Source organism: Rhodococcus sp. NPDC078407, from assembly GCF_044542515.1.
In the GTDB taxonomy this organism is placed as follows: Bacteria; Actinomycetota; Actinomycetes; order Mycobacteriales; family Mycobacteriaceae; genus Rhodococcoides.
In genome coordinates this window covers 42,381-68,345 of sequence record NZ_JBITUQ010000018.1, presented here as the reverse complement: position 1 = coordinate 68,345, position 25,965 = coordinate 42,381, and the positions used below count along the sequence as shown (strand labels likewise).

Genomic DNA, 25,965 nt, shown 5'->3' with positions numbered 1-25,965 from the left:
ATGTAGCAAGCGGAGTGTCGGGACCAACGAAGAAATTGTTCGGAGTGATCCACCGTGAAATTACAGTCGATAATGCGTCGTACCAGCAGTGATCTACCCCTGTTGAAGACCGCCCGGATGAGCGGCAGCCCGCGCACCTGGCCGGCCGAGAAGCTCGAACGACTGCTGACCCCACAGGAGATCGATCTCATCCGGAGCGGCCGAATCTGACCGACGGTTCCCAGGCCCGCTCGCCTCCCATTCGGAGCGCGCCGGTGGCATGCTCATCAGGTTGGTGAGCATCAGCCCTGGAGGATCATGAAACCGGTCATTCTCAGCGTCGACGACGATCCCGGAGTATCGAGGTCGGTGGCGCGCGATCTGCGTCGTCGCTACGGGGAGCAGTACCGCATCGTGCGGGCCGAGTCCGGTGCCGGAGCTCTCGACGCCTTGAAGGAACTGACGCTGCGCGGAACCCCGGTGGCCGTTCTGTTGGTCGACTATCGCATGCCCCAGATGAGTGGCATGGAATTCTTCGAACAAGCGATGGACCTCTTCCCGACGGCCCGTCGCATTCTGCTCACCGCATACGCAGACACCGACGCAGCGATCGACGCGATCAACGTCATCGATTTGGACTACTACCTCCTCAAGCCGTGGGATCCACCCGAGGAAAAGCTCTACCCCGTGCTCGACGCTCAACTCGAGGCCTGGTGTGCGTACGACCACCGAGCTGTCGAGGACACCAAGATCGTCGGCCACCGATGGTCTGCGCGATCGTCCGAGATTCGCGAGTTCCTCGCGCGCAATCAGTTGCCCTACCGCTGGTACATGTCCGACGAGTCCGAGGGTGCCCGGTTGCTGGCCGCGGCCGGCGTGGCCGACGATCGACTCCCGGTCGTCATCACCACAGAGGGCGACGCTCTGATCGAACCGTCCGATGCCGAACTCGGTAACCGGCTGGGTCTGACGGTTCTTCCGTCCGAGGAGTTCTACGACCTGGTGGTCATCGGCGGCGGACCGGCGGGTCTCGGAGCGGCGCTCTACGGTGCGTCGGAGGGCTTGCGGACGACTCTGATCGAACGGACCGCCACCGGCGGCCAGGCCGGCCAGAGCTCACGCATCGAGAACTATCTGGGGTTTCCCGACGGGGTGTCGGGCGCGCAGCTTGCCGAGCGAGCCCGGCGGCAGGCGCTCAAGTTCGGTGCCGAGGTGGTCACCACCCAGGATGTCGTCGGGCTGGAAACCAACGGTGCCGCGAGAACCGTACGGTTCGCCGACGGCCGCAGCATCAGTGCGCAGACGATCATTCTGTCCACCGGCGTCGCCTATCGACGGCTGGACGCACCCGGGATCGACGACTTCACCGGACGAGGCGTGTTCTACGGATCGGCGATGACCGAGGCGGCGCGATGCGCCGAGCAGGACGTCTACATCGTCGGCGGCGCGAACTCGGCCGGTCAGGCGGCGGTGTACCTCGCGCGCGGGGCAAAGTCGGTCACCATCTTGATTCGTGCCACCTCGCTCGAGGCATCGATGTCGTACTACCTGATCAAGCAGATCGAGGAGAACCCGAAGATCAGCGTTCTGCCGTGCACCGAGGTCGCGGGCGTGTCGGGAGACGGCCACCTGGAGTCGATCATGCTGCGCAACAGGGCAACCGAGGAGACGACGACCGTCGACGCGCAGTATCTGTTTCTGTTCATCGGAGCGGCACCGCGTACCGAGTGGCTCGACGGGGTGCTCGTTCGAGACGATCATGGATTCGTGGTCACCGGGCCTGATCTCCTCGTCGACGGACGCGGACCGGCGGGGTGGACGCCCGCTCGCCTCCCGCATCACCTCGAGACGAGTGTGCCCGGGGTGTTCGCAGCCGGCGACGTTCGATCCGATTTGGCCAAACGCGTCGCGTCGGCAGTGGGAGAGGGAGCAATGGCCGTGATGTTGGTGCACAGATATCTGGCGAACCCGTGAGTGGACCTGCGTGTGATCCGGACGAGTTGAGGACGCTGTTTCTGTTCGAGCACCTCACCGACGCGCAGTTGGCGGAGCTGTGTCGGGACGGGCGCATCGAGACCATCGAGCCGGGGCCGGTGTACGCGGAGGGCGACCCAGCCACGTGCTTCTACGTGTTGATCGAGGGCTCGGTGGTGCTCTCGAAGCTGTCGGGCGGGGAGGACCTGGTGGTCAATCGCACCTCGCAGCGCGGGGTGTATGCCGGTGCGTGGCAGGCGTATCTGGGCGATCGAGTACCGCAGACCTATCAGGGTTCGATGCGGGTGACCGCGCAGTCCCGGTTCTTCGTCCTCGATGCCGACTGCTTCGCCTCGATCGTGCGCGAGTGGTTCCCGATGGCCCTGCATCTGCTCGAGGGATTGTTCTTCGGCAATCAGAACACCAAGCAGATAGTGGAGCAGCGAGAGCGGCTGTTGGCGTTGGGTTCTCTGTCGGCGGGCTTGACGCACGAGCTGAACAATCCGGCAGCCGCTGCGGTGCGGGCGACGTCGGCGTTGCGTAACCGGGTGGCGCACATGCGGCAGAAGTTGGCGATGATCGCCGGCGGCACTCTCGATCGCGGCAGCATGGCGCATCTGGTCGGACTGCAGAACGAGGCCGTCGAGCTCGTGGCCAAGGCCCCGAAGCTGACCGCGATGGAAGCGTCGGACCGCGAGGACGAACTCGGAGAGTGGTTCGAGGACAAAGGTATCGGTGACGGTTGGGATCTGGCTCCGACGTTCGTTTCGGCCGGTCTCGACGTATCGTGGCTCGACAAGGTTTCGGCGACCGTGGACGATCCGACGATGCTCGAGGGTGCCGTTCGGTGGCTCAACTACACCGTCGAAACCGAGTTGTTGATGAACGAGATCACGGATTCGACCACGCGGATATCCACACTGGTCGGTGCCGCGAAACAGTATTCGCAGATGGACCGCGCGCCGTACCAGACAGTGGACATCCGGGAATTGCTCGACAGCACCCTGATCATGTTGGGCCGCAAGATCGGTGACGATGTTCGGGTGGTCAAGGAGTACGACCCGGCTCTACCGCCCATTCCCGCCTACGCTGCCGAACTCAACCAGGTCTGGACGAACCTGATCGACAATGCCGTGCAGGCGATGGAGGGCTCAGGAGTTCTGACGGTGCGGACGTCGTTGGACGAGGATCAGGTTCAGATCGAGATCGGCGATACCGGACCCGGTGTGCCACAGGAGATTCGGTCCAGAATCTTCGAGCCGTTCTTCACCACCAAGGCCGTCGGCGAGGGTACCGGCCTCGGCCTCGACATCTCGTGGCGAATCGTGGTGAACAAGCACCAGGGTGATCTGCGCGTGGTGTCCGAACCGGGGGATACACGTTTCATCGTGCGGCTACCCGTCAACCCGTCGATCGAGGAGGCATCATGACCATCGAAGGCATCGACCCGAAAGTTCCGCCGTCCGGCCCGGGTTGTGTGGAGTGCACGGAAACGGAAGGCTGGTGGGTGCACCTGCGCCGCTGTGCGCAGTGCGGCCATATCGGGTGTTGTGATTCCTCGCCGTCGCAGCATGCCAGCAAGCACGCCGAGTCCACTCGGCATCAGTTCGTGCGCAGCTACGAGCCCGGCGAGGAATGGTTCTACAACTACGCCGACGAGCAGATGTACGATGGGCCGGAACTGGCTCCACCGCAACACCATCCACTCGATCAGACGGTTCCCGGCCCGCGGGAGCGAGTGCCGTCCGACTGGCAGAGTCTGATCAATTGAACGAGAACCTGACCCGACCCACCGACGTATCGGTCCAGGACTTTCTGGCCGCCGTCGAGCATCCGGTCAGGCGTGCGGACGGCCTGGCACTGTCCGAGATGATGACCCGTGTCACCGGGCAATCGGCCGTGATGTGGGGTCCGACGATGGTGGGTTTCGGAAGCTATCGCTACACGACAGGGAGCGGTCGTCGGGGAGAGTATTTCGTCGTCGGGTTCTCCCCGCGCAAGTCGAGTCTGTCGGTGTACGGCGCCACGTACGCGCCGGAATCGGACGCGTTGCTCGAACAACTGGGTAAGCACAAGCGAGGAGCGGGTTGCCTGTACGTGAACACACTTGCCGATGTGGACACTGCGATTCTCGAGCAACTGGTGGCACACAATTACCCGTACATACTGGGTAATCTCGCGTCATGACCTTGATTGCCGAGGACCTGCTGTTGTTGTTGCTCGACGACGACTCGGGCAAACCGCTGGCCGACAGTACGAAGTTGCCGCGCGTGCTGGCAGGTGCCCTGGTGGTGGAGCTCGCGATGAACGGTGCACTGCGCGTCACCGGCCCCAATGAACAGATCAAGAAGGATCATGTCGTCGTCGCAGGCTCCGCTCCTGACGATGCGTTGTTGCGTCGGGTGTTCGATCTGGTGGCAACCGCGTCACGGCCGATGAAGCCGCAGAAGGTGATCGAGAAGTCGCAGAAGAATCTGTCGAAAGAACTGGTTGCGCGACTGGTGGCTCAGGGCTTCGTCCACGAGGAGAAGGACAAGGTGTGGGGGCTGTTCCCGACCACGACGTGGCCTGCGCGGGACACCTCACGCGAGAAGGTGTTGCGAGATTCCTTACGCAGCGCGCTGGTCGACGGTACGACGCCATCGCCCCACACGGCTGCGTTGATCTCGTTGATCTCGGCGGTGGACCTGACGCACAAGGTCATCGTGGATGCAGACAAGAAGGTTCTGAAACAACGGGCGAAGCAGATCGCCGAGGGGGAGTGGGCCGGCACCGCGGTGCGCAAGGCCGTCTCGGATGTGAACGCCGCGGTGATGGCTGCGGTGATGGTGCCCGTCATCGTGTCGACGACGAGCAGCTGAGGTCGGATGAAGAAGATTGCGATTCTGTTGTTCGACGAGGTCGAGGTGCTCGACGCGTGTGGGCCGTTCGAGGTGTTCTCGGTCGCCAATCGAGTCGCCGAACGTGCCGGTAACGCAATGCCTTTCGAGGTGGCGCTCGTCGGAATCGACGACGCAGCGGTACGTGCGCGTGGCGGAATGAGAATCGGCGTCGACACCACGATCGACGACCCGCGGCCCTACGACCTCGTCCTGGTTCCCGGCGGCGTCGTCGACGCGGTCTCGGCGGACGGCCGGGTTCTGCAGTGGCTGCAGCGACTTCGGCCCGGTGCCGAGGTGGTCGCGTCGGTGTGCACGGGTGCATTCGTGCTCGCGGCGGCGGGACTGCTCGACGAGCGTCCGGTCACCACGCACTGGGAGGATCTGGAGTCGCTACGCGACAGGTGGCCGGAACTCGTTGTGCACGAGGGCGTTCGGTACATCGACCACGGCGATCTGGCCACGTCCGCCGGTATCAGTGCCGGCCTGGATCTGGCGCTCCACCTGGTCGCGCGGTGGGCGGGAGCGGATCATGCTCTCGTCACCGCGGGCCAGATGGATTACGACTGGTCAGGCGCTGAGCACCCGTAGGACCAGCGCGACGACGGCGAACACGGCCAGTCCGGCGGCGGGCGCGAAGTCCTTGTCCTTGGCGCGCAGGTGTGCGGCAACGGCTCCGGCGAAGTAGAGGATGACGCCGACGGCGGCTGCGACGCCGATGGGCCAGACGGCCAATCCCACCAGCAGGCCGACGGCTCCGAGTAGTTCCGCGTAGGCGAGCCAGGGAATTTTGTCGGCGGGAACGCCGACCTGCTCGAGCATCGGGATGACGGAGGGATTCTTCGTCAGCTTCCCGATCGCGGAGAACGTGAGTGCGACGGCGAGCAGAACCGAGACGACGACGGTTGCGATGAACATGATCCCTGCTTTCATTTCTGGGGCCACTAGTAAATCAGAAGTAGCAAGGCGGACTGTAGCACCTCGGTAGGGTGGAAGCATGGTCATCAACGAGCAGTCTCACGATCCGCGTGCCTGCGACGGAGCGCTGACCAAAGCGTTCGGCTTCCTCGGTAAGAGATGGAACGGGATTCTTCTTGCGACGCTGATGAACGGGCCGATGGGATTCTCGGACCTTCGACGCGCGGTCGGTGGCATCAGTGACTCTGTACTGTCCGAGCGTCTCGGAGAACTCGGCAAGGCGGGACTGGTGGCGCGCGCCGTCACGGACGGGCCGCCCATCTCGGTGGAATACAGTCTGACGGCGTCCGGAGAGGCGCTGCTGCCGTCGCTCGAGGCGCTCACCGATTGGGCTTCGAAAAACCTCTGACCCCCGCAACAGTGTTGCGAGGGCCAGAGGTCTGTGATCGCGAGTCGGATCAGCCGGGGCTGTTGTTCTGGTTGTGTCCCTCGGCCGAGTCTGCGAACTCCTGGGTGTCGAATACTTCGCCGCCCAGAGGGTCGACCGGCGCGTTGTCGCCGGAGTACTCGACTGCGCCCGTGTCGGGATGGATTTCGAGTTGTTCGGTGGGTACCTCGTGTACCGCCAGTACGACGCTGCCGTCGCTGCGTGCCGGTGCCACTCCCTCGCGTGACGGTGTCAGTCCGGAGAACGTCGACGATATTCCGGCGCTCACTCGCTTGCGTTGCGCCGGCGGTGCGGACGCAGCAGGCTCGTCCTCCCCGACCTCGGGCGTCGTGGTCACGCGTAGGTAGCGCGGGGTGGTCGCGACGTCGTACCGGAACGCCTTGAGCATCGACACACACGCCAGCGCCAACACGATCGAGAACGGTACTGCCGTGGCTATCGACATCGTTTGCAACGCCGTCAGAGAACTGGTTCCACCGACGAGGAGCAGGACTGCTGCAGCCACGCCCTGGAGGACGGCCCAGTAGACGCGAGTGATCTTCGGGGTCTCCAGCTCGCCACCGGTTGCGAGGATGTCGATCACGAGCGATCCCGAGTCCGACGACGTCACGAAGAAGAACACGATGACCGCGATGGCGATGACGCTGGTGAGGACGGCGATGGGCAGGCCGTCGAGCACCTGGAAGAGGCTCGTGTTGTTGTTCACGGCCCCGTCGGCGTCGAGCAGATCCCCGTCGTTGCGCTGACGCAGGATGCCGGTGTCGCCGAAGATGGTGAACCACAGCGAGCCGACGATCGTCGGAGCGAGCAGCACGCCGAACACGAATTCACGGATGGTGCGCCCACGGGAGATGCGGGCGATGAACATACCGACGAAGGGTGCCCAGCTCATCCACCAACCCCAGTAGAAGATGGTCCAGCCACCGGCCCAGCCGTCGTCGGAGAAGGGGGAGGTGCGCAGGGCGAGCTCGGGCAGAGCCTGGACGTAACCGCCGAGGTTCTGTACCCAGGACTGCATCAGGAACAGTGTCGGCCCCAGGACCAACACGAACAGGGCGAGTGCAGCCGCGAGGCCCATGTTGATGTTGGAGAGCCACTTGAGGCCCTTCGAGACGCCGGTGATGACCGAGAACGTGGCGATACCGGTGATGACCGCGATGAGCGCGACGATGAACCAGTTGGACGTGTCCACCCAGCCGAGGAATTCGAGGCCGGCCGAGATCTGCTGAACACCGAATCCCAGCGAGGTCGCAACGCCGAACAAGGTGCCCACGATCGCGACGGTGTCGATGGCGTGACCGATAGGCCCTTCGATGCGCTTACGGCCGAGCAGTGGCTCGAGCAGCCAGCGGACGGTCAGCGGGCGTCCCTTGCGGTAGGTCATGTATGCCATGCCGAGGCCCACGACGACGTAGATGGCCCACGCGTGCAGACCCCAGTGGAACAGCGTCAGCTCCATGGCCTGGCGCGCAGCCGGGTCGGTGCTGCCGGCGACGCCGCCCGCCTCGGGGGGCGTGACGTAGTGCGAGAGTGGCTCGGCGACACCGTAGAACACCAGGCCGATGCCCATGCCCGCGCTGAACAGCATGGCGAACCACGACAGAACGCCGAATTCCGGCTTCTCGTCGTCACGCCCGAGGCGAATGTTGCCCACTCGACTGAGGCCGCAGTACAGGGCGAACAGCACGAAGCCGGTGGCGGCGAGGATGTACCACCAGCCGACGCCGGACGTGATGGCCTTGTTGAGTCTGTCGAACGAATCTGCCGCCGTGCTCGCGTAGATCACGGAGAAGGCGATCATCACGAAGATGATGATCGACGCGGGGACGAAAACCGGCTTGAGCAGGCCTCCCCAGGCTTCTTTTATTGCTTTCACTAACTTGACTTCCTTACAACTCGAGTCGCCATAATCGGCTGACCAGTATCGGTTTGCCGTTCTTGTTCTCTTGTATCGGTCAAGTACCGCTCATCACCCTAAACGACATCCGCCCAGGTGGCGAAACACAAGACCCGCCCGATGCTGTATAGCAACCGTGCGTCGGTGATCTGTCGACGCAACGCGAAGTGCCCCGGTGGGCAACGGGGCGTTGCGCCGTCGGCGGACGACCTTGCACTCGCCATGGGCGAGTGCTAGAAATGCAGTTGGCACTCTCGACACGTGAGTGCCAGGTCGGGACACGGTGAGGCCGGGGAATCAACGACACCCCTGGTCGTCCGTCGCGGGCACCGAGCTCGGCCAGCAATGTGTCACCCCCAATCCGGAGGATCACTTCGCAATGGCCAAGATCATCGCGTTCGACGAAGAGGCACGCCGTGGCCTCGAGCGAGGCCTCAATGCCCTCGCCGACGCAGTAAAGGTGACGTTGGGCCCCAAGGGTCGCAACGTCGTACTCGAAAAGAAGTGGGGAGCTCCCACGATCACCAACGATGGTGTTTCCATCGCCAAGGAGATCGAGCTCGAAGATCCCTACGAGAAGATCGGTGCCGAGCTCGTCAAGGAGGTCGCCAAGAAGACCGACGACGTCGCAGGCGACGGCACCACCACCGCTACCGTTCTCGCTCAGGCACTCGTCCGTGAAGGCCTGCGCAACGTCGCAGCCGGCGCGAACCCGCTCGGCCTCAAGCGCGGCATCGAGAAGGCTGTTGCAGCCGTCACCGAGTCGCTGCTGTCGTCCGCCAAGGAGATCGATACCAAGGAGCAGATCGCTGCTACCGCTGGCATCTCCGCAGGCGACGCGTCCATCGGCGAGCTCATCGCCGAGGCAATGGACAAGGTCGGCAAGGAAGGCGTCATCACGGTCGAGGAGTCCAACACCTTCGGCCTGCAGCTCGAGCTCACCGAGGGCATGCGCTTCGACAAGGGCTACATCTCGGCGTACTTCGCCACCGATGCAGAGCGTCAGGAAGCCGTCCTCGAAGACGCGTACATCCTGCTCGTCAGCTCCAAGATCAGCACCGTCAAGGACCTGCTGCCGCTGCTGGAGAAGGTCATCCAGTCCGGTAAGCCGCTCGTCATCATCGCCGAGGACGTCGAGGGCGAAGCTCTCTCCACCCTCGTGGTGAACAAGATCCGTGGCACCTTCAAGTCCGTTGCCGTCAAGGCTCCCGGATTCGGTGACCGTCGCAAGGCGCAGCTCGCCGACATCGCCATCCTCACGGGCGGCGAGGTCATCAGCGAAGAGGTCGGCCTCTCCCTGGAGACCGCCGGACTCGAGCTGCTCGGTCAGGCACGCAAGGTCGTCATCACCAAGGACGAGACCACCATCGTCGAGGGCTCGGGAGATTCCGACGCCATCGCCGGTCGCGTCAACCAGATCCGCGCCGAGATCGAGAACTCCGATTCCGACTACGACCGCGAGAAGCTGCAGGAGCGCCTGGCCAAGCTGGCCGGTGGCGTTGCAGTCATCAAGGCCGGAGCGGCAACCGAGGTCGAGCTCAAGGAGCGCAAGCACCGCATCGAAGATGCCGTGCGTAACGCCAAGGCAGCCGTCGAAGAAGGCATCGTCGCCGGTGGCGGCGTGGCACTGCTCCAGGCAGCGCCCGCACTCGACAACCTCAAGCTCGACGGTGACGAGGCAACCGGCGTGAACATCGTTCGCGTCGCGCTGTCCGCTCCGCTCAAGCAGATCGCATTCAACGCAGGCCTCGAGCCCGGCGTCGTTGCGGACAAGGTTGCCAACCTGCCCGCCGGTCACGGCCTCAACGCCGCGACCAATGAGTACGAGGACCTGCTCGCTGCAGGCATCAACGACCCGGTCAAGGTCACCCGCTCGGCACTGCAGAACGCAGCGTCCATCGCGGCTCTGTTCCTCACCACCGAGGCCGTCGTCGCCGACAAGCCCGAGAAGGCCGGAGCGCCCGCGGGCGATCCGACCGGTGGCATGGGCGGCATGGACTTCTGAGTCCCTTGTTGCACTGAAGAAGCCCGACTCCGCTCCGCGGGGTCGGGCTTTTTCGTATTCGAATCGGGTGCAATGAACCGCGCTCAGCGCGGTCAGCTGCACCCGATTCGCAGTGGTGCGAACATGGATCCATGATGATTCGCGCAGGGGTGCTGGATGTGGCCTACGACCGCGTCGGTGATCCGTCCGGTCGCTCGGTGGTGTTGCTGCATGGGTTTCCGTACGACCCGCGCAGTTACGACGACGTCGCGAGGCTGCTCGCCGACTCCAATTACGACGTGGTGGTGCCGTACCTACGCGGTTTCGGACCGACCCGGTTCGTCGACGCGAACACGATGCGCTCGGGTGAACAGGCCGCAATCGGCCACGATCTGCGCGAGTTGATCCTTGCTCTGGAGTTGAACAAGCCCATGGTCGCCGGCTACGACTGGGGTGGCCGAGCGGCCTGCGTCGTCGCCGCGCAGTGGCCGGAGCTGGTATCGGGCCTGGTGAGCGTGTCCGGGTACCTGATCCAGGACATCGAGGCGGCTGTATCCACACCAGTACCGCCGCACCTCGAGAAGCGGTACTGGTACCAGTACTACTTGCACTCCGAGCGGGGCCGAGCCGGGCTGGCGGCATATCGCGCGGAGATCGCGCAGACCCTGTGGACAGACTGGTCGCCCACGTGGCGGTTCGGGGACTCCGAATTCGCGGCCACCGCACCCTCGTTCGACAACCCCGACTTCGTGGACGTGTCGGTGCATTCCTACCGACACCGATACGGCCTCGAGGCCGGGGATGCTGCCTATGCGTCGACGCAGGATTTCTTGACGCGGCAGCCGACGATCACGGTGCCCACGGTCGTGATCGATCCGACCGAGGACACCGTCGCCTCGTTGTACGGCCGCCCGGACCACGCGGCGCACTTCGCCGATCTGATCGATGTTCGACTGGTCGATTGCGGCCACAATCCGCCGCAGGAGTTACCGGGGCAGTTCGCCGACGCCGTCATGACGCTGGGCCAGGTGGTCCGGGATCGCGAACGGGACTAGACGAACGAACTAGTCGACCGCGAGCTCGCCGAGCTCGTTCCAGTCGGTGCCGTCGACCTCCTGGCTGATGATCTTCGGGGTCTCCTGCAGGTACGGCGGGAGATCCTTCTGAGCTTGCTTGAAGTGATCCGAGTTCACGTGCGCGGCACCGGCATCGGGGTCCTTGAATGCTTCTACCAGGACGTACTCGGTGGGGTCGTCGAGGGTGCGTGACCAGAAGTACCAGAGGCATCCTTCTTCGGCCTGGCAGGCCTCGGTGAAATCGCGTGAGATCTCGGGCCAATTGTCGGCGTGCTCGGGCTTGACCTTGAATTTGGCGGTGATGAAGATCAACGGTGCTCCCTGTGTTCGATGTGACCGTGGTCGGGATGGTGCTGCGGGGTACTACCCGCTTTGGTGCGAGAGCAAGCGTGCCGCCGCGCTGATCGCTTACCCTCGCTCTCATGGCCAGTAGCTCACCCTCGATCGAGTTACCCGTCGGTGACCGCATCGTTCGCATCTCCAATCCCGATCGGGTGTATTTCCCCGAGAGCGGAGCCACCAAGCTGGATTTGGTGAACTACTACCTGAGCGTGGGCGACGGCATCGTGCGTGCGCTGCGGGAGCGCCCGTGCATGATGCACCGCTTTCCAAAGGGCCTCGCCGGCGACAAGGTGCACCAGAAGCGCGTGCCCAACGGAGCGCCGCCGTGGCTCGAGACCGTTAAGGTGACGTTCCCCCGGTACAACCGCACCGCCGACGAGCTGTGCGTGACGGAGTTGGCGCACGTGGCGTGGGCAGTGCAGATGTCCACCGTCGAATTCCATCCGTGGAACAGCCGCCGCGCCGACGTGGAGATGCCCGACGAGTGGCGCATCGACCTCGACCCGATGCCCGACTGCCCCTTCGACCGAGTCCGACGCGTGGCCGGGGTGGTGCAGGACGTGCTGAGTGATCTCGGTGCCGTCGGCTGGCCCAAGACGTCGGGTGGCCATGGTCTGCACATCTACGTTCGGATCGACCCGGCCCACGGCTTCAAGGACTTGCGAAGGGCAGCACTGGCTTTCGCGCGCGAAGTGGAGCGTCGCGCACCCGAGGACGTGACGACGACGTGGTGGCGCAAGGACCGCGACCCGTCGAAACTGTTCGTGGACTACAACCAGAATGCCCGTGATCACACCATCGCCAGCGCCTATTCGGTGCGGGGTAACCCGGAAGCGACTGTCTCGACACCCATTTCGTGGAACGAGGTGCCCGACGTCGACCCACGCGAGTTCACGATCTTCACGGTGCCGGCCAGATTCGCCGAGCTGGGCGACCTGCATGCCGGTATCGACGACGAGGTGTTCGCGATCGACGAGCTACTCGAATGGGCCGAGCGCGACGAGCATGCGGGCCTGACGGAACCCGAGGAGTAGCCGAACTCGAAGTTATGGACGGAAATCAGCGAAAATGCTTCCATAACTTCGAGTTCGGCAGCAGGAGTGGAGCCTGCGGAACGACCGAGTTCGGCAGCCTGCTCTAGTCAGTGCCGGACTCGATGGCGGCGTGGTCCAGTGCCGAAGAATCCACCGCACTATCGGGGCTGCTCGCGGCGATGGCGTCGGCTCCGCCTGCGGGCAGTTCGCCGATCAGGTCGCCCCACGCGGTGAGCTGATTCTGCGCGGCGTACTGCTCGAGTTTGCTGCGTGAATCGGCGATGTCGAGGTTGCGCATGGTCAGCTGCCCGATGCGGTCACCGGGGAAGAACGCCTGGCCCTGGCTGCGTTCCATCGACAGCTTCTCGGGGTGGTAGCTGAAGTTGCTGCCCTGGGTGTCGACGATCGTGAAGTCCTGACCGCGGCGCAATCGCAGTGTCACGCTGCCGCTGACGACGTTGCCGACCCAGCGCTGCAGGCCTTCGCGCAGCATCAGTGCCTGCGGATCGAACCAGCGTCCCTCGTACAGCAGACGCCCGAGTCGACGGCCCTCGTTGTGGTACGAGGCGACGGTGTCCTCGTTGTGGATGGCGTTGACGAGGCGCTCGTACGTGATGTGCAGCAACGCCATTCCGGGGGCCTCGTAGATGCCGCGGCTCTTGGCTTCGATGATGCGGTTCTCGATCTGATCGCTCATGCCGAGGCCGTGGCGTCCACCGATGGCGTTGGCTTCCATGACGAGGTCGACGGGGCTGTCGAAGCTCTTGCCGTTGATCCGCACCGGGCGGCCGCGCTCGAACTCGACGGTGACCTCCTCGGGCGCGATCTCCACCTCGGGGTCCCAGAACCGCACGCCCATGATGGGGCTGACGATCTCGAGGGACGTGTCGAGGTATTCGAGCTTCTTCGCCTCGTGGGTGGCACCCCAGATGTTGGCGTCGGTGGAGTAGGCCTTCTCGGCCGAGTCACGGTAGGGGAGGGTGCGCTGGGTGAGCCACTGCGACATCTCGTGCCGACCGCCGAGCTCGGCGACGAACGCTTCGTCCAGCCACGGCTTGTAGATCCGCAGCTCCGGGTTGGCGAGCAGACCGTAGCGGTAGAACCGCTCGATGTCGTTGCCCTTGTAGGTGGATCCGTCGCCCCAGATCGAGACGCCGTCTTCCTGCATGGCGCGCACCAGCATCGTGCCGGTGACTGCGCGGCCGAGCGGAGTGGTGTTGAAGTACGTCTGCAGCGACGAGCGGATGTGGAACGCACCGCAGGTCAGCGCAGCCAGGCCCTCCTCGACGAGAGGCTCACGGCAGTCGATGAGCCGCGCCTGCTCGGCCCCGTAGGCCAGGCCGCGCTCGGGTACATCGGACAGATCCGGCTCGTCGTACTGGCCGATGTCGGCGGTGTAGGCATACGGAATCGCGCCGTGCTCGCGCATCCACGCGACCGCCACCGAGGTGTCGAGGCCGCCGGAGAATGCAATGCCGATTCGTTCACCGACCGGGAGGGAGTTCAATACCTTCGTCACGGCCCGCAGCTTAGTCGTACGGTCAGCTGGGCCGATCGGCGAGCGACTCCACAGCTCCACGGACAGCGCTGAGGTGATCGGTCATGGCCTGAGCAGCAGCCGAATAACTACCCGAACGGATTCCCTCGACGATGGCGTCGTGCTCGATGTTGGATTGCTGTTGGCGATGCGCGACGAGGTTGAGGGTTTCGGATTGCCTGGTCAATGCGCCGCGGATATCGACGATGATGGCCTCGAAGACGCGGTTCTTGCTTGCCCGGGCGATGGCGGTGTGGAACTGACCGTCGAGCGTCACCCAGCTCTGCTGGTCGTCCTCCTCGCGCATCTCCTCGGTCAATCCGAGCAGGATCTGCAGGTCCTCCTCGGTGTGCCGTTCGGCTGCCCAGCCGGCGGCGGGAATCTCGACGTGCGGCCTGGCCTCCATCAGCTCACGCGCTGCGTAGTTACCGATGTCCAGATCGCCCGTGACCCGATCGGCGATGACGAAAGTGCCTCGTCCGGTCTTGGTTTCGGTCAGGCCCAGGGCGGTGCACGATCTGAGCGCCTCACGGATGACGGAGCGACTGACGCCGTGTCGGGTGGCCAGCGCGGCCTCGGACGGCAACTTCTGCCCGACGGGCAGATCACCCGACGCGATCGCTGCGCGCAGGTCGGCGAACACCGCCTCGGCAGCGCTCATGCGGGCATTGGTGGGCGCACTGACTGCCCAGCTGTCCGACAGGTTCATGATGCAATCCTAGCTCGGGGTTGACCGAAGGGGTGTTCTGCGCCACACTCAACCTGTCAGACAGCCGGACAGCTGGACACCCTAGAAGGAGCACAACCCGTGGCCGATACCCGCATCGAGAAGGATCTTCTCGGAGAACGCGACATCCCGTCGACTGTGTATTGGGGGATCCACACCCTGCGCGCTCTCGAGAACTTCCCCATCACCGGGCGTCCGATCTCCACCAACGCGCACCTCGTTCGCGGACTCGCCGCGGTGAAGTGGGCGGCCGCGTCGGCCAACCAGGATCTCGGAATTCTCGACGCCACCCGCGGGGAAGCGATCCGCACGGCCTGCCAGGAAATTCTCGACGGCCGATGGCACGAGGAGTTCGTCGTCGACGTCATTCAGGGCGGCGCGGGCACCTCGACCAACATGAACGCCAACGAGGTCATCGCGAACCGTGCCCTCGAAATTCTCGGACACTCGCACGGCGAGTACAGCATGCTGCACCCCAACGAGCACGTGAACGCCTCGCAGTCCACCAACGACGTGTACCCGACGTCGGTGAACATCGCGACCATCTTCGCGGTGCACGAACTCATCGCCTCGATGAAGGTGTTGCGAGACGCGTTCTGCCGCAAAGCAACCGAATTCGCAACCGTGGTCAAGATGGGGCGCACCCAGCTGCAGGACGCGGTGCCGATGACCCTCGGTCAGGAGTTCGGCACCTACGCGATCATGATCGACGAAGACTGCTCGCGGCTCGAGGAAGCAGCGCTGCTGGTGCACGAGATCAACCTCGGGGCCACCGCGATCGGCACCGGGCTCAATGCTCCTGCGGGATACACCGAATCGGCCGTCGCGCATCTGCGGACCATCACCGGTCTGCCGCTGGTCACTGCGACGGACTTGATCGAGGCAACGCAGGACGTCGGTCAGTTCGTGCATCTGTCCGGTGTACTCAAGCGCGTGGCGGTGAAGCTGTCGAAGATCTGCAACGACCTCCGGCTGCTGTCGTCCGGGCCGCGGGCCGGCTTGAACGAGATCAATCTGCCTCCGATGCAGGCGGGTTCGTCGATCATGCCCGGGAAGGTCAACCCCGTCATTCCCGAGGTTCTCAATCAGGTTGCCTACGAGGTGATCGGCCACGACGTGACCATCACGATGGCGGCCGAGGCAGGGCAGCTACAGCTCAACGCCTTCGAGCCGATCATCGTCAAATCCCTGTCCGACGGTATGGCGCATCTGAGTGCGGCATGCCGCACCGTCGCGCATCGGTGCGTCGACGGCATCACCGCGAACGTCGATCTGCTGCGTGAGCGCGTCGAGAACTCCATCGGCCTGATCACCGCGCTGAGCCCGTATCTCGGATACGTGGAATCCACTGCGATTGCGCAGGAAGCACTGGTCAGCGGCCGCAACGTTGTCGACCTCGTACTCGAGAAGGGCCTGTTGGCTCGCGACGAGCTCGATCGACTCCTCAGTCCCCAGCACCTCGCCAACCTGCGCGTGGCCCCAGTGGAGCATGCAGATGCTCCTGAGACGTCGACGAGGTAGCGGCACATGAGCATCGAAAATCGTAAGGCCTTCAGCGAAGAGGACCTCGGATATCGGAAAGAGCTGGCTCCGAGACAGATCCAGATGATCGCCATCGGTGGCGCGATCGGCACCGGCCTGTTCATGGGTGCCGGTGGACGACTGCGCGATGCCGGGCCCGCGTTGGTTCTGGTGTACGCGCTCTGCGGATCTTCGCTTTTCTGATCCTGCGAGCACTGGGCGAACTGGTGATGCACCGGCCCACCTCGGGGTCGTTCGTCTCGTACTCACGCGAATTCTTCGGCGAGAAAGTCGCTTTCGCGGCCGGGTGGCTGTACTGGATGAACTGGGCGATGACGGCGGTCGTCGATGTGACGGCCGTGGCGTTGTACATGAACTTCTTCAAGAAGTACTGGGCCCCGCTCGGCGACATCGACCAGTGGGTGTTCGCGCTCGCCGGCCTGCTGCTCGTTCTCGCGCTGAACCTGGTGTCGGTGAAGGTGTTCGGTGAGCTCGAATTCTGGTTCGCGCTCATCAAAGTCGTTGCCTTGGTGACATTTCTGTTGATCGGCACCTACTACGTCATCTTCGGCACGCCCATCGACGGGCAGGAGCCGGGCCTGAGTGTGCTCACCGACAACGGCGGCCTGATCCCGAACGGTCTGTTGCCGGCGATCGTCGTCATTCAGGGTGTCGTGTTCGCTTACGCCTCCATCGAGTTGGTGGGCACCGCGGCCGGAGAGACGCAGAACCCCGAGAAGGTCATTCCGAAGGCGATCAACACCGTCATCGTCCGCATCGTCGTGTTCTACGTCGGGTCGGTCCTGCTGCTCTCATTACTGCTGCCGTACACCGCCTATCAGGCCGGTGAGAGTCCGTTCGTGACGTTCTTCGGAGCGATCGACGTCGAAGGCGCCGACGCGATCATGAACCTCGTGGTCCTCACTGCGGCTCTGTCGTCCCTCAACGCCGGCCTCTATTCCACCGGACGCATTCTGCACTCGATGGCGGTCGCCGGCTCGGCACCGAAATTCGCTGCCAGGATGAACAAGTCGGGAGTGCCGTACGGCGGCATCGCGCTCACGTCGGTGGTGACGTTGCTCGGCGTCGTGCTCAACGCCGTCGTGCCGGCGCAGGCATTCGAGATCGTGCTCAACCTCGCCGCGCTCGGCATCATCAGCGCCTGGGCCGTCATCGTCGCGTGTCAGCTGAAATTCTGGTCCCTGTCCAAGACAGGCGCAGTCAGTCGACCCGCGTTCCGGCTGTTCGGTGCGCCCTACACCGGATACGCAACGCTAGGCTTCCTGGCGTGTGTAATCGTGCTGATGGCCTTCGACAAACCGGTCGGTACCTGGACGGTGGCGTCGATCCTGCTCATCGCGCCCATGCTGATCGGTGGATGGTTTCTGTGCCGCAAGCGAATTCGAGAGGTGGCCGCCCGTGATGACTGAGTTCGTTTCGGTGTTGACCACCGGTGGCACGATTGCCAGTAGTCGCGACGAGCACGGGGTGTCCCGTCCGGTGGCCGGTCTCGGAATCGATGTCGACGGTGTTCGGGTGCGTGAGGTGATGACGAAGGACAGCTCTGCGCTGGACTTCGCCGACCTCGACGCCATCCGCACTTCGGTCGTCGACGCGCTCGCCGAGGACGGCTGCATCGGAGTGGTGGTGCTGCACGGCACCGACACCATGGAGGAGTCCGCGCTGTACGTCGATCTCTTCCACGACGACGAAAGTCCGGTGGTGTTCACCGGTGCCCAGCGCACGGCCGATCACCCCGATCCGGACGGACCCGGCAACATCGCCGCGGCGGTGGCGGCAGCGCAGTCCGAGGGTGGTGTGTCGATCGCGTTCGGTGGACGGTTGCTTCCGGCGCGGGGTGCGATCAAGAAGCACACCTCCGCGCTCGATGCATTTCGGTCGGCGGCGCTGCCTCGGCCGACACCCCTGCAGTGGACGCCCGTCGCCGGAACTCGAGTGGACACTGTCGCCCTGTATCCCGGTGCCGACGGTGTTCAGATCGAGGCGTGCCTCCGGGCGGGGGCGTCGGGCATCGTGCTCGAGGCGTTGGGCTCGGGGAACACCAACAGCGACGTCGTGAGCGCAGTCGAGCAGGCGGTGGAGGCCGGGGTGCGCGTCGTCGTCACGACGCGGGTGCCGTTCGGCGAGACGTCGACGACGTACGGCGGCGGAGGGGGTGGGCACGATCTGGTCGATGCGGGTGCGGTGTTCTCCCGCGAACTACGAGCAGGACAGGCGCGGATTCAACTGGCCGCGCTCCTTGCAACCGGAGCCACTGACGTGACGGTCCACGATTCGTTCGCGTAAGCGGAGAACCGTGTGCTGACGCCAATAGTGGGCGGTCACGTCAGTAGTCACATGCCGTTCGAGCTACAGCTCCGACGCGCCCCAGGTTTCGACGTGTAGTTCGTCTCCGACCGACACGGTGCCGTGCTGCAGCACCGAAAATTTCGCTCCGAACGCCACGCCCTTCTGCTGGGCGCGGCGGTAGGTGGCCAGCGTGCGCAGGGGTTCGGGGCCGCCCCGCTCGCCGGTGGTCTGCTCGACCGTGGTGACGGGACACCGGATGGCCAGCTTGCTGTACGCGAGTCGAGTGGACCCGATCGCAACGTCCCGGACCTCGTCTTCGCGATGCGGATCTTCCCAGCCGTCGACGACGATGTTGGGACGAAACCGGTCCATCGGCAGCGGTGCGTCGAGGCGGGCGTTCAGCCCGGCCAGCGTGGCGGTCGAGAGGATGTGCACGGCAGCGCTGTCGGCGAATTGTGCTGAGCCGGGCGAAATTCCATCGGTGACTCGGCCGCGGTCGCGCGGAGCGGCGACCAGCCTCGACGGTTCTCCGATCACCTCGGTGAGCCAGGCCGCGACCTCGTCGCCCTGATCGATACCGCGCAGCGGTGCGCGAAACATCGTGATGTCACGGGCTGCGGAGTCCCGATCGACGGATACGGTCGTCGAACCCGACGGGGGGTGCTCGAGAGTCAACAGCCCGTCCGTCACCGAGCACCGGACGACCGCGAGGACGGGGTCGCTGCGTTGACTGCGAAAAGCGCCGTCGTCGTCGACGATCATGAACGCCCGATCGTGCTCGAGACCGGTGGCATCGACGGAGACCGAATCCAGCACGACACCAGCGCATCCCTTGACGGGGTAGGTGACCAGAGACGAGACGCGCACCCGTCGAGGATACTGGGATCCATGACTCGTGCTCTGTTGATAGTGGATGTGCAGAACGATTTCACCGAGGGCGGTGCCCTGGCGGTGACCGGCGGCGCCGAGGTCGCGCGCAAGATCAGCGAATACCTCGCGCGCCACGGCGACGACTACGACCTCGTGGTGTCCTCACGCGATTGGCATGACGCGGAGGGCGACAACGGCGGACACTTCGCCACCGACGCCGCCCCCGATTTCGTGAGCACGTGGCCGGTGCACTGCGTCGCGGGGACGGCCGGAGCCGAGTACCACCCCGAGTACGCGACCGGTTCCGTGGACGTCCACGTCTACAAGGGGCAGGGTAAGCCGTCCTATTCGGCGTTCGAGGGAGTCACCGAGGACGGGACATCCCTCGCCGAGACACTCGCGGCCAACGAGGTGACCGACATCGACGTCGTCGGGCTGGCAACGGACTACTGCGTGCTGGCGTCGGCGAAGGACGCTGTGGCCGAGAAGCTGAATGTCCGCGTTCTCGGCGATTTCGTGGCGGGAGTTGCTCCGGAGACCTCGGCCGCGGCCCTGGACGAACTGCGGGCTTCGGGTGCAGCGGTCGTCTAACTGTCGATCGTCGTCGTGATCGTGGTGACCGACGGGGCGGCGGGGGTACTGCCGAATCCGAAGGTCACCGGGGGAGTGACCGGGGTGAGTGTCCCGAGGTCCTCGCCCTGCCACGATGCGACGACGTCGGTGACGCGGTGTTGCCCTCGCGCACCGTAGTATTCGCGCCGACCGTTGCCGGCGCTGCCGCGGGTGCGGACCCCACGCAGTACTACTCGGGCGATGGGGTCGCTGATCGCACAGAACCACGGTGCCGTCGACACCGCGTCGGGGACGAGACTCAACGCGCGCCCGAGCAGGGTGGGGCCGGCAACGCGGATTCTCACCGACAGTTCACCGGCCTGCACCGATCTCCAATTGTCCGGTTCGGCGGCGAACGTCACCGGTACGAGCTCGGTGGCGTCGAAGGTGTAAGTGGCGGTGACGAATTCCCGGACGTCCTCGTTGGGCGCGACGAGTAGCCGTCGGCCGTCGGCGAATTGGATCATGACGTCGGTGAACTCGCCCAGCGGCGATCGCGTCCAATGCCCGACGACGATCCGCACACCAGACGTCGTACCTACCCCGTAGATCTCCCCGTGAAACCGTGATCTGTTCATCGTGCACCCTCCCTCGTCGGCGCTGTGCACTCCCGAACCGGGCGGTGCATAGTGGAGGTCATGGCGTCCTCGCAACCCACTGTATTCGTCCTGTTCGGCGCAACCGGAGACCTCGCGAAGCGAATGGTCCTGCCGTCGTTCTATCAACTCCACCTCGAGGGTCTGCTCCCCGAGAAGTGGGTGCTGATCGGCAACGGCCGCAAGGACTCGTCCGACGACGAGTTTCGGGACCACGTCCGCGGCGTGCTCGACGAGTTCGCCGAAAACGTGTCCGAGGACGACTGGTCGGCGTTTTCCGAGCGAATCCGGTTCGCGGGCAACGGTTTCAGCGTCGACGATCCCGGCAAGCTGACCGAGTTCGTCGCCGAGGTGAAGAAGGACATCGGCGACGACGCCCAGCTGGTGCACTACATCGCACTGCCGCCGAGCACCTTCGTCGATTACACCGAGGCTCTGGGTGCTCACCACCTCGCCGACGGTGCCCGGGTGGTGTACGAGAAGCCGTTCGGTACCTCGCAGAAGAATTTCGAAGATCTCGACAAGGCCGTCCACGAGGTCGTGGACGAAAAACAGGTCTATCGCATCGACCACTTCCTCGGTAAGGAAGCAACGCAGAACCTGCACGTGCTGCGGTTCGCCAACGGAATGATCAGTGGCATCTGGAATTCCGAGCATGTGTCCCAGGTGCAGATCGATGTGCCCGAGACACTCGACATCGACGACCGCGCCGAGTTCTACGACGCCACCGGTGCAGTTCTCGACATGCTGGTGACGCACCTGTTCCAGGTCGCCGCCGAGGTGGCGATGGAACCGCCGGCGTCGTTGGCCGCAGAGGATCTGCAGTCGGCTCGAGAAGAAGTGATCGGCAAATTCCGTCCGCTCGACACCGGCGAGGTGGTTCTGGGGCAGTACGACGGCTACCGCGACGTCGAGGGTGTCGACGAGAATTCGACGGTCGACACGTTCGTCGCGGCCAAGCTCTGGGTCGACACCGACCGTTGGCGTGGTGTCCCGTTCCTGCTCCGCACCGGAAAGATGTTGGGAGTGAGCAAGCAGCGCGTGTCGCTCGTCTTTCGGCAGCCCGCCGAGACACCACTCACCGATCTGCCGGACGACGGCGCAGTGCTGACGTTCGACCTGTCCGGCGACGGCAGCATCGATGTCGCGATGACGGTGAAGGAGCCGGGACCGGACTTCGATCTCTCCGTCGGGCATCTGGCTCTCCCGCTCGGGTCGGTGCCCGATGCCGAGCCGCTCAGCCCCTATGCGCGGTTGATCCTCGACGTGCTCAGCGGCGACCGTTCGCTGTTCACCCGGCCCGACGGTTTGGCGCACGTCTGGGACGTGGCCGCTCCGCTGCTGAACGATCCGCCTGCTGTCGAGGGTTACGCGCCGGGTTCGATGGGGCCGGCTGCGGCCGACGAACTCGCGGCCCCCTGCGGGTGGTTGATCACCGGCGAGAACGACGGCTGACAGGTCGTCACGTTTCGGGGGCGCAAACAGTCGGTGGGTCCTTTTTGTCCGAAACCATGGACCGCACCGTGTTCCGACCGTTATGTTTCAGCGGCCCGGTCACACTTGCGACTCAGGCCTCTGACACGCCCTCGAAAGGTACCCCCTCATGTTTCTCGATCTCATTCTCGGTCTGCTCGGCGGCGGCGAAGACGGCGGCATCCTCGGCCCCATCACCGACGGAATCACCGACGGAATCTCTGCTGGCATCGCCGAGGCGCTGACCGGACTGTTCACCGGTAGCGCCGAGGGAATCTCCAGCGCCGCAAGCTAGTCGACTGCCGAACCCCGGACCGAAGTTCAGGTCCGGGGTTTCGTCGTGTTCGGACTGTGGTGTCGTCGTGCGACCGTCATGCACGACGAGGCATCAGCATCAACGCAGCGAGATAGATCAGCACGACGGTACCGCCGGTGAGGACTGCGCCGGCGACGGTGGCGAGCCGGACGATGTTGACGTCCCAGCCGAAATACTCTGCCACGCCGCCGCATACACCTCCGATCATGTTCTGCGAACTGGAACGTGTGAATTCTCTGGGTGATCCGCTCTCGAATGTCATGGTGAAAAGTCTGCGTCATCAGCACCTGTGCGCACATCGGGACTTTCACCCATATCGACCCCGAGAAGCGAACAGGCCGAAACAGAGCGCCGAACGGGCACACCGACTTTTACGGCCGAGACGCTGGACCCGCTGTGACCGAGAGGATTACGGTCGATGTACCGGGCGCTTCCGGTCCGTCCCCCTTGCGGACCGGAAGCGTTGTCCGTGTCTTCGGATACGCCGGGTGTTCATCGACTCGCCATCGACCGGTCACCGAGGAGCACTAACTTTCGGCGCATGACCGCCAACGATCTTCGCAACGGTGAGGCTCCGCGCACCAACCTGAGCGACCTGCTCGACGTCACCACGGCCGTGGATCTTGCCGATACGTCGGGGTTCGTCGTCGACGATTCCGACGACGACGATCCCGTTCTGCTGACGGTTCCCGACGGGCACGTCGTCGATACCTGGCGGGAGAACTACCCGTACGACGAGCGCATGACCCGGGCGGAATACGACCTCGAGAAGCGCCTGCTGCAGATCGAGCTGCTCAAGCTGCAGATGTGGACCAAGGAGACCGGTCGACGTCACGTGATCGTCTTCGAGGGCCGTGACGCTGCCGGTAAGGGCGGCACGATCAAGCGCTTCATGGAGCACCTCAACCCGCGCGGTGCGAGCGTCGTCGCGCTGGAGAAGCCATCGGCCCGCGAGTCGACGGAGTGGTACTTTCAGCGCTACATCGCGCACCTGCCTGCCGCCGGAGAGATCGTGATGTTCGATAGGTCCTGGTACAACCGGGCAGGGGTCGAGCGCGTCATGGGCTTCTGTACCGACGAGCAGCACGCTCAGTTCGTTCGGCAGGCACCACTGTTCGAGCAGATGCTCGTGGACGAGGGCATCAGTTTGACGAAGTTCTGGTTCTCGGTGTCGCAGCACGAGCAGCGCACCCGCTTCGCCATTCGTCAGGTCGACCCGGTGCGGCAATGGAAGCTTTCACCCATGGACCTTGCCTCGCTGGACAAGTGGGACGCGTACACCGCAGCCAAGGAAGAGAGCTTTCGCGCCACCGACACCGACGTGGCACCGTGGACGGTCGTCAAGAGCAACGACAAGAAGCGTGCCCGCATCAACGCGATGCGATTCGTGCTCAACAAATTCGACTATGCCAACAAAGATCCCGAAATAGTGGGCGAAACAGACCCATTGCTGGTGGGCCGCGCGAAAGACGTGATCGGAGAATAGTTTTCGGTCCGCAACCAGTGACGTGTCCGGTGTGTCTTTGCGGCGCGCTCTGTTCGGAGCCTCGAGTTGGTACCGAGTACTGCACCGAAGCTCGGTGTGCGGTAGGAACGAAGAAGGCCGTATCTCCTACGGCTGTACGTACGAGTATCAGGAGTTCTCATGGGTTCAGCAGCGCAGTTCTTCACCGACATTGCCACCGGCGTCTACGACGGCATCGTCGATGCGATCGTCGAGCAGATCGTCGGCGTGCTGACGTCGGGTAGCGCCGCGTAATTCGTCGGCAACAGTCGCGGTCGCCGTCGGGGGCGGCCGCGACACCGGCATCGGTGACGGCGTCGTGACCGTTTTGTGACAGCTCACCAAGATTTTCGACTTTTAGACTCAAATGTGTGTACAGAACGTGATGAGACCGGGTAGAAATCTTCTTGCAGAGGAAATCAAGTGACGACCGTCACCTTCGATCTGCACCACCCCCTCTAACTAGGAGCCTGTCGCATGTCCGCTGAACTCGGTGACCTCTTCTCGATCCTCCTCCAGCTCTTCTCGGGTATCAGTTCTTCCTCCGACTGACACGCCCCGGCCCGAACGGCCGATCGGAGCTTGTCGTTCACGGACCTGTGACGATGCACTCCACGCATCGAATCCCCCTCTCTACAAGGAGTTCTCATGGAATTGCTCGCCATCTTGCTGCAGTTGCTCGCTCTCGGTAGTTCGGAAGGTAGCGGCTCGAGCGTCCTCGAAATCCCCGGCCCGGTGGCCTGATTCGGTCCAGCTGCTTCACACTTTCCACCTGCACGAACAGATCCACGACCAGAGCCGGATCCGACGTACCGTCGGGCCCGGCTCTCGTCGTTCGAAGTGTCGTCGTTCGTAGTGTCGTCGTTTGTAGTGTCATTCGTTCGACCGGAAAGTGCTCTACCAGTGGATGATCCGCCGGCGATCGGGTAGACCTGAGCTTCATCGCCGATGCACCGGGCATCGACGCCACCACAGGGGGCCATCATGCTCGAGTCCATAGTCGGGTTCATCAACAGTCAACTGCTCTGGTTCAGCTTCTCGACCGGTAGCTTTCACCCGATCATCCTCTAGTCGACTCCACGGGCCCACGTCATAGGGTGGGCCGATGCACACGGTTCCCATTCAGATGCCCGACGGTTCGACGGTGCCGGTGTCTCTGTTTCCCGGCGAAGGTCGTGACGATGCTCCGGTGATCGTGGTTCTTCCCGGTCTCGGAATTCCGGGGGGTTATTACCGCTTGTTCGCCGAGGCGCTCGTCGCGCGTGGTTTTCACGCCACGACGGGCGACCTACGTGGTCAGGGCGACAGTGTGCCGAAACCGAGTTCGGCGAGTCGGTACGGCTATCACGAACTGGTGTCGGTCGATCTCCCGGCGATCTTCGAGGTGGTTCGGGAGCAGTTCCCGGAAGCGACCCCTTACCTTCTCGGTCACAGCATGGGCGGTCAGCTCGGCTCGATGTACGCCGCCCGCATTCGAGGCAGGCTCGGCGGCTTGATTCTGGTGGCGTCCGGGTCTCCGTATCACCGCGGCTTCGGCACGACGCGCGGCGTTCCGTTGTATGTCGGCGCGGCCGCCATGGCGATCACCAGCAGTATCGCCGGCTTCTGGCCGGGTGATCGCATCGGTGTCGGCGGTTTCGGCCGTCAGTCGCGCGTGCTCATCGACGACTGGTCCCGTTTCGCTCGCTCCGGATCGATCGTGCCGGCGGGGGCGGACATGGACTACGAGGAGCGCATGGGCCGTCTGACGCTTCCAGTGCTGGCGGTGACCATCGAAGATGACGACCTCGCGCCTCGCGGCTCGATGGACAATCTCGTCCGCAAACTCGTCCGTGCGGATGTCACCTCGGCGCACGTCGATGAGCCGCTGGGCCACAACGGCTGGATTCGTAACCCCACCGCGGTGGCCGACCTCGTCGCCGCGTGGATCCGCAAGTAGTTCACATGAATTAACTTTCGGCCTATTGC

The 25,965-nt window shown here is 64.1% G+C and carries 26 protein-coding genes and 1 pseudogene; 19 read left to right on the top strand and 8 right to left on the bottom strand.

Going from position 1 to position 25,965, the window contains the following annotated elements; all coding sequences use genetic code 11:
* Nucleotides 1-72 precede the first annotated feature (72 nt).
* From ACIGGF_RS18085 to ACIGGF_RS18055, 7 genes are all read left to right on the top strand, one after another.
* Entirely contained in the window at nt 73-210 is a 138-nt protein-coding gene (locus ACIGGF_RS18085; RefSeq protein ID WP_397522539.1) for a hypothetical protein, read from the top strand.
* Between the two features lie 87 nt (nt 211-297).
* Nucleotides 298-1,953, top strand: coding sequence for an FAD-dependent oxidoreductase (locus ACIGGF_RS18080; protein ID WP_397522538.1), 1,656 nt, complete (start codon nt 298-300; stop codon nt 1,951-1,953).
* A complete protein-coding gene (locus ACIGGF_RS18075; RefSeq protein WP_397522537.1) occupies nt 1,950-3,383 on the top strand; it encodes an ATP-binding protein in 1,434 nt (477 codons plus the stop codon). Before ACIGGF_RS18080 ends, ACIGGF_RS18075 begins: the two co-directional genes overlap by 4 nt.
* Nucleotides 3,380-3,724: a UBP-type zinc finger domain-containing protein gene (locus ACIGGF_RS18070; protein ID WP_397522536.1), complete on the top strand. Its 345-nt coding sequence runs from the start codon at nt 3,380-3,382 to the stop codon at nt 3,722-3,724. Before ACIGGF_RS18075 ends, ACIGGF_RS18070 begins: the two co-directional genes overlap by 4 nt.
* Nucleotides 3,721-4,140, top strand: coding sequence for a DUF1801 domain-containing protein (locus tag ACIGGF_RS18065; protein ID WP_397522535.1), 420 nt, complete (start codon nt 3,721-3,723; stop codon nt 4,138-4,140). The genes ACIGGF_RS18070 and ACIGGF_RS18065 overlap by 4 nt, the downstream gene beginning before the upstream one ends.
* Nucleotides 4,137-4,814, top strand: coding sequence for a GPP34 family phosphoprotein (locus tag ACIGGF_RS18060; RefSeq protein ID WP_397522534.1), 678 nt, complete (start codon nt 4,137-4,139; stop codon nt 4,812-4,814). Before ACIGGF_RS18065 ends, ACIGGF_RS18060 begins: the two co-directional genes overlap by 4 nt.
* 6 nt (nt 4,815-4,820) lie before the next feature.
* Entirely contained in the window at nt 4,821-5,423 is a 603-nt protein-coding gene (locus ACIGGF_RS18055) for a DJ-1/PfpI family protein (RefSeq protein WP_397522533.1), read from the top strand.
* Here the strand turns inward: ACIGGF_RS18055 and ACIGGF_RS18050 are convergent.
* On the bottom strand, nt 5,403-5,750 hold the full coding sequence (locus ACIGGF_RS18050) for a DoxX family protein (protein WP_397522532.1): 348 nt from the start codon (nt 5,748-5,750) through the stop codon (nt 5,403-5,405). The two genes, ACIGGF_RS18055 and ACIGGF_RS18050, sit on opposite strands and share 21 nt — an antisense overlap.
* 79 nt (nt 5,751-5,829) lie before the next feature.
* On the opposite strand from ACIGGF_RS18050, the gene ACIGGF_RS18045 reads away from it, so the two are divergent.
* Nucleotides 5,830-6,159, top strand: coding sequence for a winged helix-turn-helix transcriptional regulator (locus tag ACIGGF_RS18045; protein ID WP_397522531.1), 330 nt, complete (start codon nt 5,830-5,832; stop codon nt 6,157-6,159).
* 49 nt (nt 6,160-6,208) lie between these two features.
* Here ACIGGF_RS18045 and ACIGGF_RS18040 read toward each other — a convergent pair whose 3' ends face one another.
* Nucleotides 6,209-8,074 (bottom strand): BCCT family transporter, encoded by a 1,866-nt coding sequence (locus ACIGGF_RS18040; protein ID WP_397522530.1) that lies wholly within the window; start codon nt 8,072-8,074, stop codon nt 6,209-6,211.
* 400 nt (nt 8,075-8,474) lie between these two features.
* Between ACIGGF_RS18040 and groL the strand changes: the two genes are divergently transcribed.
* Both groL and ACIGGF_RS18030 read left to right on the top strand, forming a co-directional pair.
* Nucleotides 8,475-10,100, top strand: a complete 1,626-nt coding sequence (gene groL, locus ACIGGF_RS18035; RefSeq protein ID WP_397522529.1) for a chaperonin GroEL — start codon at nt 8,475-8,477, stop codon at nt 10,098-10,100.
* Nucleotides 10,101-10,231: 131 nt separating this feature from the next.
* On the top strand, nt 10,232-11,134 hold the full coding sequence (locus ACIGGF_RS18030; RefSeq protein WP_397522528.1) for an alpha/beta fold hydrolase: 903 nt from the start codon (nt 10,232-10,234) through the stop codon (nt 11,132-11,134).
* A gap of 9 nt (nt 11,135-11,143) precedes the next feature.
* On the opposite strand, the gene ACIGGF_RS18025 is transcribed toward ACIGGF_RS18030, so the two are convergent.
* Nucleotides 11,144-11,467, bottom strand: coding sequence for a putative quinol monooxygenase (locus tag ACIGGF_RS18025; RefSeq protein ID WP_032382260.1), 324 nt, complete (start codon nt 11,465-11,467; stop codon nt 11,144-11,146).
* A 110-nt stretch (nt 11,468-11,577) separates the two neighbouring features.
* Here ACIGGF_RS18025 and ligD point away from each other — a divergent pair, with 110 nt between their 5' ends.
* Entirely contained in the window at nt 11,578-12,531 is a 954-nt protein-coding gene (gene ligD, locus ACIGGF_RS18020) for a non-homologous end-joining DNA ligase (protein ID WP_397522527.1), read from the top strand.
* Nucleotides 12,532-12,634: 103 nt separating this feature from the next.
* On the opposite strand, the gene argG is transcribed toward ligD, so the two are convergent.
* Both argG and ACIGGF_RS18010 read right to left on the bottom strand, forming a co-directional pair.
* Nucleotides 12,635-14,050 carry an argininosuccinate synthase gene (gene argG / locus ACIGGF_RS18015; RefSeq protein WP_397522526.1) on the bottom strand — a complete coding sequence of 472 codons (1,416 nt, stop codon included), beginning with the start codon at nt 14,048-14,050 and terminating at the stop codon, nt 12,635-12,637.
* A gap of 22 nt (nt 14,051-14,072) precedes the next feature.
* Nucleotides 14,073-14,777 carry a FadR/GntR family transcriptional regulator gene (locus ACIGGF_RS18010; protein ID WP_397522525.1) on the bottom strand — a complete coding sequence of 235 codons (705 nt, stop codon included), beginning with the start codon at nt 14,775-14,777 and terminating at the stop codon, nt 14,073-14,075.
* 99 nt (nt 14,778-14,876) lie between these two features.
* On the opposite strand from ACIGGF_RS18010, the gene aspA reads away from it, so the two are divergent.
* The 3 genes and pseudogenes from aspA to ACIGGF_RS17995 all read left to right on the top strand — a co-directional run bounded on the left by aspA (nt 14,877) and on the right by ACIGGF_RS17995 (nt 18,623).
* Complete coding sequence (aspA, locus tag ACIGGF_RS18005; RefSeq protein WP_397522524.1) at nt 14,877-16,316, top strand: aspartate ammonia-lyase; 1,440 nt, start codon at nt 14,877-14,879, stop codon at nt 16,314-16,316.
* 6 nt (nt 16,317-16,322) lie between these two features.
* Nucleotides 16,323-17,746: pseudogene (locus ACIGGF_RS18000) on the top strand (amino acid permease).
* Nucleotides 17,739-18,623 (top strand): asparaginase domain-containing protein, encoded by an 885-nt coding sequence (locus ACIGGF_RS17995; protein ID WP_397522523.1) that lies wholly within the window; start codon nt 17,739-17,741, stop codon nt 18,621-18,623. The pseudogene ACIGGF_RS18000 and the gene ACIGGF_RS17995 overlap by 8 nt, the downstream one beginning before the upstream one ends.
* A gap of 63 nt (nt 18,624-18,686) precedes the next feature.
* On the opposite strand, the gene ACIGGF_RS17990 is transcribed toward ACIGGF_RS17995, so the two are convergent.
* Nucleotides 18,687-19,493, bottom strand: a complete 807-nt coding sequence (locus ACIGGF_RS17990; protein ID WP_397522522.1) for an MOSC domain-containing protein — start codon at nt 19,491-19,493, stop codon at nt 18,687-18,689.
* Nucleotides 19,494-19,514: 21 nt separating this feature from the next.
* Between ACIGGF_RS17990 and ACIGGF_RS17985 the strand changes: the two genes are divergently transcribed.
* Nucleotides 19,515-20,087 carry an isochorismatase family protein gene (locus tag ACIGGF_RS17985; RefSeq protein ID WP_397522521.1) on the top strand — a complete coding sequence of 191 codons (573 nt, stop codon included), beginning with the start codon at nt 19,515-19,517 and terminating at the stop codon, nt 20,085-20,087.
* On the opposite strand, the gene ACIGGF_RS17980 is transcribed toward ACIGGF_RS17985, so the two are convergent.
* A complete protein-coding gene (locus ACIGGF_RS17980; protein WP_397522520.1) occupies nt 20,084-20,686 on the bottom strand; it encodes a hypothetical protein in 603 nt (200 codons plus the stop codon). The genes ACIGGF_RS17985 and ACIGGF_RS17980 overlap by 4 nt on opposite strands.
* Nucleotides 20,687-20,746: 60 nt before the next feature.
* Between ACIGGF_RS17980 and ACIGGF_RS17975 the strand changes: the two genes are divergently transcribed.
* Nucleotides 20,747-22,159, top strand: coding sequence for a glucose-6-phosphate dehydrogenase (NADP(+)) (locus ACIGGF_RS17975; protein WP_397522519.1), 1,413 nt, complete (start codon nt 20,747-20,749; stop codon nt 22,157-22,159).
* 148 nt (nt 22,160-22,307) lie between these two features.
* Complete coding sequence (locus ACIGGF_RS17970) at nt 22,308-22,472, top strand: hypothetical protein (protein ID WP_397522518.1); 165 nt, start codon at nt 22,308-22,310, stop codon at nt 22,470-22,472.
* Between the two features lie 76 nt (nt 22,473-22,548).
* Here the strand turns inward: ACIGGF_RS17970 and ACIGGF_RS17965 are convergent, their stop codons facing one another.
* Nucleotides 22,549-22,755, bottom strand: a complete 207-nt coding sequence (locus ACIGGF_RS17965) for a PspC domain-containing protein (protein WP_397522517.1) — start codon at nt 22,753-22,755, stop codon at nt 22,549-22,551.
* 279 nt (nt 22,756-23,034) lie between these two features.
* Between ACIGGF_RS17965 and ppk2 the strand changes: the two genes are divergently transcribed.
* Together ppk2 and ACIGGF_RS17955 are read left to right on the top strand one after the other, a co-directional pair.
* Nucleotides 23,035-23,979, top strand: a complete 945-nt coding sequence (ppk2, locus tag ACIGGF_RS17960) for a polyphosphate kinase 2 (RefSeq protein ID WP_397522516.1) — start codon at nt 23,035-23,037, stop codon at nt 23,977-23,979.
* Nucleotides 23,980-25,102: 1,123 nt separating this feature from the next.
* Nucleotides 25,103-25,936: an alpha/beta fold hydrolase gene (locus ACIGGF_RS17955; protein WP_397522515.1), complete on the top strand. Its 834-nt coding sequence runs from the start codon at nt 25,103-25,105 to the stop codon at nt 25,934-25,936.
* Nucleotides 25,937-25,965 lie beyond the last annotated feature (29 nt).